General features: G+C 72.7%; 1 protein-coding gene. It reads right to left on the bottom strand.

Going from position 1 to position 7,898, the window contains the following annotated elements; genetic code table 11:
• The coding region (locus SCWH03_RS28120) for a non-ribosomal peptide synthetase (RefSeq protein ID WP_173267732.1) at positions 1 to 7,898 on the bottom strand (7,898 nt) is incomplete at both ends.

The raw sequence follows: 7,898 nt of genomic DNA, 5'->3' as shown, positions 1-7,898 counted from the left end.
CACCCCCACACGACACAGCCACCGCATCCGGACACTCCGCCGCCCGAGCAGCCACCACACCATGCACCGTCCCCACACCGAACAACTCCCCACCACCACCCCACTCCCCCAACACCCCCCGCTCCGCAGGGCCGAGCAGCGAGGCCTCCGTGTGGTCCGCCGCAGGATCGGCGGCCATCGCCTCCAGCGCACGGAGGTGGTAGTCGCGCAGCAGGCGCACCTGGTCGCCGGTCAGCTCGCGTGCGTCGTACTCCAGTTCCAGCCGAAGCCCGTCGGTGCCCGGCTCCCTGCTGAGCGAGACCAGCAGCGGGAAGGTCGTCCGGGCGGCTCCGCCCACCGGCTCAGGGCCAAAGTCCGCGGTCCGTACCGTGCCGTCCTCGGCGAGGCCCCCGAACTGGTGGAAGTGGTGGTAGACGAAGCCGACCTCGAAGAGGTCACCGCCCAGCGCGTGCCGCAAGGCGGCCATCGGATACCGGCGGTGCGGGAACAGCTCGCGTTCCTCGGCGGCCACCGCCCGTACCAGATCCGTCCAGCTTCCCGCGGGCAGCCGCAGCCGGAACGGCACGGTGTTCAGGAACAGTCCGCGGGCCTCGGCGCCGTCGGCCTCCTCCAGCCGTCCGTTGGACGACAGGCCGATGACCACGTCGGTGCTGCCGGTGGCGACCGACACCGCACGGACATGCGCGGCGAGCACGACCGACTTGAACGGGACACCCGCGCTGCGGGCGAACTCCTGCAGGGGGCCCAGGACATGGCGCGGCACGGCGGTCGTCAGCGCACCGTACCCGTCGCCGTCGCCGTCGCGGCACCACTCGCTGCCCGCCTTCTCGCCAAGCGCCGGCAGGGTGTCCCCGGCGGGCAGGCGCGGGAGTCGCCCGTCGGGGCGTTCGGCCATCCGCTCCAGCCAGAACCGCTCGGTCTCCGCGGACCCGAGCGCCGCCCGCTCGGCGGCGACGAAGTCGCGGTAGAGGGAGCGCACCGGTACGTCCGGCGGCTCCTCACCGGCCAGCAGCAGCCGGTAGACGTCGATCACCTCGGTGAGGGTGGAGGCCAGGCTCCAGCCGTCGAGGATCGCGTGGTGCTCGGTGACCGTCCACTGGAACGCGCCCTCGGACAGGATGTGGACGGCCATCCGGCACAGCGGGGCCGCCGAGAGGTCGAGCAGCCGCCGCCGCTCGTCCCGCACATGGGCGTTCAGGGTGTCCCGCTGGTCCGCCGCGTTCCCGGACCGCAGATCACGGACGGCGAGGGGCATCCGCGCCGTCGGGCGGACGAGCTGCATCGGCTCGCTGAAGGAACCCAGGTCGAACGAGGTCCGCAGTACGGGGTGCCGGTCCACGACGCGGGCCACGGCGGCGCGGAAGGCCGTCTCGTCGAACCTGCCGCTCACGCGCAGCGTCTCGACATTGTGGTACGGGTTCCGCTCCGGGTCCCGTTCCATCTCGTAGACCATGCCCGACTGGAGCTCTGCCAGCGGGTAGGCGTCCTCCAGGCCCGCCGGGAGCAGCGGCCGGTCCACCGGGGCCACGAGGGAGAAGGGCTCGGTCGCCGTCACCGGCTCCGCTTCGGCGCCCGCCGTGGTGCCCGTCCTCACACGGTCGGCCAGGCCGGCCGGGGTGGGGTGGTCCAGCAGGTCCTGGAGGGCGAAGGACAGCCCGGCCTCGCGAGCCGCGCCCAGCACCTGGATGGAGCGGATGGAGTCGCCGCCGAGGTCGAAGAAGTCGTCGTGGCGGCCGACGCTGCGCACTCCGAGCACCCGGCGCCACAGCCCTGCCAGCAGCTGCTCGACCGGGCCGACGGGATGTGCGAACCGCACCTGGAGGTCCGGCCGTTCGCCCTCGGGGGCGGGCAGCGCACCGCGGTCCACCTTGCCGTGCGCGGTCAGCGGAAGCTCGTCGAGCACCACGAACCTGCGCGGCACCATGAACTCGGGCAGGTGCCGCCCGAGCCGGCGGCGCAGCTCGCGCACCGACGGCGCCCGGCCTTCGGCCACCAGGTAGGCGCACAGTTCCGCCGAGCCACTCGCCGGGTCCCGGTGTGCCACGACGGCGCACGCGCGCACGTCGCCGTGTTCGCCGAGGGCGGCCTCGACCTCGCCCAACTCGACCCGGTAGCCGCGGACCTTGACCAGGTGGTCGGTCCTGCCCAGGAACTCCACCCGGCCGTCCGCCGACCAGCGCCCCCGGTCGCCGGTGCGGTAGAGCCGGGTGCCGGGAACCTGCGGATGCGGTACGAAGCGGTCGGCCGTCAGGGCCGGGTCCCCGAGGTAGCCGCGGGCGAGGCAGGGTCCTGAGACGCACAGCTCGCCCGGGCTGCCCACCGGCACCGGCAGCCCGGCGTCGTCGAGGACCCAGACCTCGGTGTTGGCCAGCGGCCTGCCCAGCGGAAGCGGCCCCGAGGGGAGCGTCTGCCGGGTGAAGGCGCCGCACACGGAGAAGGTGGTGGTCTCCGTGGGCCCCCAGCAGTTCACCAGTTCCAGCCGGGGGCGTTCGGCCAGGACCCTGGCCGCGTGGGCGGGCGAGACGGTCTCGCTGCCCGTGAGGACGCGGCGCAGCCCGTCGAACATCTGCGGCTCCTGGTCCACCAGCAGGGCGAACAGCGACGCTGTGGCGTGCAGGACGGTGACACCGTGCTCGGCCACCCAGCCCGCCACGGCGGCGGGTGTGATGCGCACCGGCGGGGCGAGGACCAGGCGGGCGCCCGCCGCCAGCGGGGCCCAGAGTTCGTAGGTCGCCACGTCGAAGGAGAGCGGCGCGATATGCAGCAGGGTGTCGTCCGGGCGCAGCGTCAGGCACTCCCCGCCGTGCAGCAGCTCCGTGACGTTGCGGTGCCGTGCGGTGACGCCCTTGGGGCTGCCGGTGGAGCCGGAGGTGAAGACGACGTAGCAGCCGTTGTCCGGGCCGACCGGGCTCTCCGGGTTGCCGGTGCCCCGGCCGTCGTCGGGCAGGTCCGTTGTGTCCAGGTCGAGGGTGCGCCAGGGGCCGTGCGGCAGCCGTGTGCCGGTGCCCGCCGCGGTCAGGACCACAGCGGCGGCGGTCCCCCGGAGCATCCGGGTCAGGCGCTCGGCGGGGAAGTCCGGGTCGAGCGGCACATAGACGCCGCCGGCCTTCAGGACCGCAAGCAGTGCCACCACCGTCTCCGGGGAGCGGGGCACGCACACCCCGACGGCGGTCTCGGGGCCCACGCCCAGCCCGCGCAGGTGGTGCGCGAGCCTGTTGGCCCGGGTGTTCAGCTCCCCGTAGGTCAGCGTCTCGCCGCCGGCGACGAGTGCCACCGCCTCGGGGCTCGCCTCGGCACGCCGTTCCACCTGCTGGTGCACCAGAACGGGCGGCACCTGCACGGCGTCGCCGTTCCACTCGGCGAGCAGTGCCCGCTCCGTCCCGCCGAGCAGTTCTGCCTCGCGGTGGTGTGCGGTGGGGGTGCGGGCCATCTCCTCAAATGTGTGGACGAAGTAGCCCCGTAGGGACCGGATCTGATCAGCACTCAGTCGACGTGCGTCGTATTCGAACTCCAGCCGCAGCCCCGCGGCGTCCGGCTCCCTGCTCACCGCGACGACCAGCGGGAAGTGGGTACGGGCGACGGCTCCGGCCGTGCCGGTGCCGGATGCGGTGACGCTCACCGCGCCGTCGCCCGCCACGTGCCGGCCGAGTTGGTGGAAGTGGTTGTAGACGAAGCTCGCCTCGAAGAGCGCCCCGCCGCCCAGCGCACGCTGGAGCGCCGGCATCGGATACCGGCGGTGCGGCATCTGCTCCCGCTCGGCATCGAACACCGCCTGCACGAGGTCGGTCCAAGTCCCCTCGGGCAGCCGGAGGCGGAAGGGCACGGTGTTGAGGAACAGGCCGCGCACCTCCGTGGCGTCCGTCTCCTCAAGCCGCCCGTTGGCCGTCAGCCCGACCAGCACGTCGGGATCTCCGGTCACCAGACTCATCACCCGCAGATGCGCGGCGAGCACCACCGACTTGAACGGCACCCGGCTGCTGCGGGCGAACTCCTCCAGCATGCGGAGCAGTTCTCTCGGCAGGACCGCGGTCAGCGCACCGTGCCCCTGGTCGGGGTGGTGCTCGTGATGCTCGCCCTCCAGGGGCTCCCCGACGGTCCGGGCCGGCCGGCCCGCCGGGTGGTGGGGCAGCCGGCCGTCCGGCCTGCCGTCCATCTTCGCCAGCCAGTAGCCGCTGCTTTCCGCGGAGTTCAGCGCCTCCTGTTCGGCGGCGACGAAGTCCCGGAAGGAGGAGCGCGGCGGATCGAGCCGGGGGTCCTCCCCCGCCAGCAGCCGGTGGTAGACGCCGGTGATCTCGGCGATGGTCGACGCGAGGCTCCAGCCGTCGAGGACGGCGTGGTGTTCGGTGATCGTCCAGTGGAAGCCGGTGTCGTCGAGGACGTGCACGGCCATCCGGCACAGCGGTGCCACGGCCAGGTCGAAGTCCTTCGTCTGCTCCTCGCGCACATGGCGGGCCAGGGTGGCGCGGCGACCGGACTCGTCCTCGCCGCGCAGGTCGTGCGCGGCGAACGGCATCCGCGCCTCGGCGTGGACCAACTGCACGGGACGGCTGTAGCGGGAGAGGTCGAACGCGGTTCGCAGAACGGCGTGGCGCCGCACCACACGGGCGACGGCGTCGCGGAACCGCTCCTCGTGGAAGGGGCCGTCGACGCGGAGCGCGTGGACGTTGTGGTACGGCCGCCGGACGGGGTCCCGCTCCCCCTCGTAGACCATGCCGATCTGGAGCTCGGCCATTGGGTACGCGTCCTCGAGAGCGGCGGGCAGCAGCTCCCGGTCCTCCGGGGACAGCAGCGAGAACGGTTCGGCCGCGGGACGCACCGCCGCCGCCTCTCCCGCAGCCGTCACCAGCTCGGCGAGCCCGGAGAGGGTGGGGCGGCGGAAGAGGTCCTGGAGCCCGAACGACACACCCGCCGAACGGGCCTGACCGAGCGCCTGGATGGAGCGGATGGAGTCACCGCCGAGGTCGAAGAAGTCGTCGTGCCGCCCCACCCGGTCCAGCCCGAGCACCCGGCACCACACACCGGCGAGGAACTCCTCCACCTCCCCTTGAGGCGGTACGAACTCCACTTCCAGTGCCGGACGTTCTCCCTCCGGCGCGGGCAGCGCCCTGCGGTCGACCTTGGCGCGCGCGGTGAGCGGCAGCGCGTCCAGGAAGACGAACAGCCGCGGCACCATGTACTTCGGCAGGCGTGCGCCGAGCCAGGCCCGCAGCTCACCGCGGGAGGGTTCGGCACCGCGCGGCACCGCGTAGGCGACCAGATCGGCCGGACCGGCACCGTCCTGGCGTGCGACGACGGCGCACTCGCTGAGGTCGGGGTGAGCGCGCAGCACGGTCTCGACCTCGCCCAGCTCGATCCGGTAGCCGCGGATCTTGATCATGTGGTCGACGCGGCCGAGGAACTCGACCCGCCCGTCGACGGACCACCGGCCGCGGTCGCCGGTCCGGTACAGCCGTGCGCCCGGTATCCGGGGGTGCGGGCCGAACCGGTCGGCGGTCATGCCGGGGCTGCCCAGATAGCCGCGGGCCAGGCAGGGGCCAGAGACGTGCAGTTCACCCGGGGTGCCCACGGGCACCGGCAGTCCCGCCTCGTCGAGCACCCAGACCTCGGTGTTCACCAGGGGGCTGCCCAGCGGCAAGGGGCCGGGCGGCAGGGTGTCCCCGGTGTAGACACCGCATACGGAGAAGGTGGTGGTCTCCGTCGGGCCCCAGCAGTTGACGAGTTCCAGGCCGGGGCAGCGTGCCAGGATCAGTTCGGCGTGGCGGGGCGAGACCGTCTCACTGCCGGTCAGGAAGCGGCGCAGCCCGTCGAAGGTCCCCGGCTCGTGCTCCACCAGCAGGGCGAACAGCGAGGCTGTCGCGTGCAGGACGTTCACCTGGTGCTGCGCGACCCAGGCGGCGATGTCGCCGGGCCCGTACCGCGTCGGCGGGGCCATGACGAGTCGGGCGCCCCCGACGAGGGGGGCCCATATCTCGAAGGTGGAGTTGTCGAAGGGGAGCGGGGCGAGCTGGAGCAGGGTGTCGGCTTCGGTCAGTTCCAGGAAGGGTCCGCCCACCAGCAGTTCGGTGACGTTGCGGTGCAGCGTCACCACCCCCTTGGGGCGGCCGGTGGAGCCGGAGGTGAAGATGACATAGCAGATGTGGTCCGGACCGGCCGTGTGCGGGGGGTTGTCCGGGTTCTCCTGCTCGCCGGCCGGCGGCTCCCCGTCCAGGTCGATGATCGACCAGGGTCCGGGCGGTGTCCGCCCGGTGGTGGAGCCGGCCGTCAGTACCAGCGGCGCGCCGGCTTCCGTCAGCATGAACTCGATGCGCTCGGCCGGGGATTCCGCGTCCAGGGGCACATAGGCGCCGCCGGCCTTGAGGATGGCCAGCAGCCCCACGGCCATGTGCACGGACCGCTCGATGCACAGGCCGACGCAGACGTCGGGTCCCACGCCGAGCCCGCGGAGCCGGTGCGCGAGCCGGTTGGCGCGGACGTTCAGCTCCCGGTACGTCACCGCCTCCTCACCGGCGATCACGGCGACCGCGTCCGGTGATACCGCAGCGCGGGCCTCCACCATCTGGTGCACGGGAGTGTCCGGCACCTCGGCCGGGTGGTCGTTCCAGGAGGCGAGCAGCGCGCTCTCCGCCTCGCCGAGCAGCGGCACCTCGCGGTGCAGGGCCTGCGGGTCGGTGGTCATGGCACGCATGATCCGCACGTAGTAGTCGCGCATCAGCAGTACCTGGTCCTGGGTGAGGACATCGGTGTGGTAGTCCATGCCGAGGAGCAGCCGCGAGGAGTACGGGTTGCGGATCACACCGACGTTCAGGGGGAAGTTGGTGGGTTCGGCCCGTACGGTGCTGAAACTGTCGATCTTCCCGTCGTCGATGCGGATGCGGCCCTCGCCGAACGACCGGCCCAGCACGTGGAAGTGGTTGTAGACGAAGTTGACCTCGAACAGCGGGCCGCCGCCGAGTCTGCGCTGCAGCGCGCCGAGCGGGTAGCGGCGGTGGGGCAGCAGTTCGCGTTCCGCGGCGAAGACGGCGCGTACCAGGTCGGTCCAGTCGCCGTCGGGCAGTCGCAGGCGGAAGGGGACGGTGTTGAGGAACAGTCCCCGGGCCTCGGCGCCGTCGGCCTCCTCCAGCCGGCCGTTCGCGGTGAGCCCGACCAGGACGTCGGAGCTGCCCGACACCAGGCTGATCACCCGCAGATGCGCGGCGAGGACGACCGACTTGAACGGCACCTTGCACCGCTTGGCGAACTCCTGCAGGCCGTCGCAGACGTCCTGGGGCAGCAGCGTCTCCACGGAGCCGTAGCCCTCGGCCTCGTTGTGTTCACGCCACTCGTCGTCCGCGGCCCGGCCGACGAGCGCCGAAGGGCGTTCGGCGGGCCAGCGCGGCAGCCGGCAGTCGGGCCGGTCGGCGACCCGGTCGAGCCAGAAGCGCTCGCTCTCCTCGGAGCGCACGGCCCGCTTCTCGGCGGCGATGAAGTCGCGGTAGGCGGACCGCGGGGGCGTCATATCCGGTTCCTCGCCGGCCAGCAACTGCTGGTAGACACCGGCTATCTCGGCCAGCGACGAGTGCAGGCTCCAGCCGTCGAAGATCGCGTGGTGCTCGGTGACCGTCCACTGGAAGACGTCGTCGGTGAGCCGGTGGACGGCGAAGCGCAGCAGCAGGGGACGCTCGTGGTCGAAGCGGCGGCCGCGCTCGGCGAGCACATGGGCGGCGACGGCCTCCTCCTGCTCCGCCCGGCCCATGCCGCGCAGGTCGCTGACGGAGAAGGGCATCTCCGCCGTGGGGTGGACCAGTTGCAGGGGTTCGCTGTAGTCGGCGAGGTTGAAGGAGGTGCGCAGCACGGGGTGGCGGCGTACGACGCGGGCCACGGCGTCGCGGAAGGCGTCCTCGTCGAACGGGCCGGCGATA

This window comes from Streptomyces pacificus, from assembly GCF_011766325.1.
GTDB lineage: Bacteria > Actinomycetota > Actinomycetes > Streptomycetales > Streptomycetaceae > Streptomyces > Streptomyces pacificus.
This window is presented reverse-complemented; position numbering and strand designations above follow the sequence as displayed.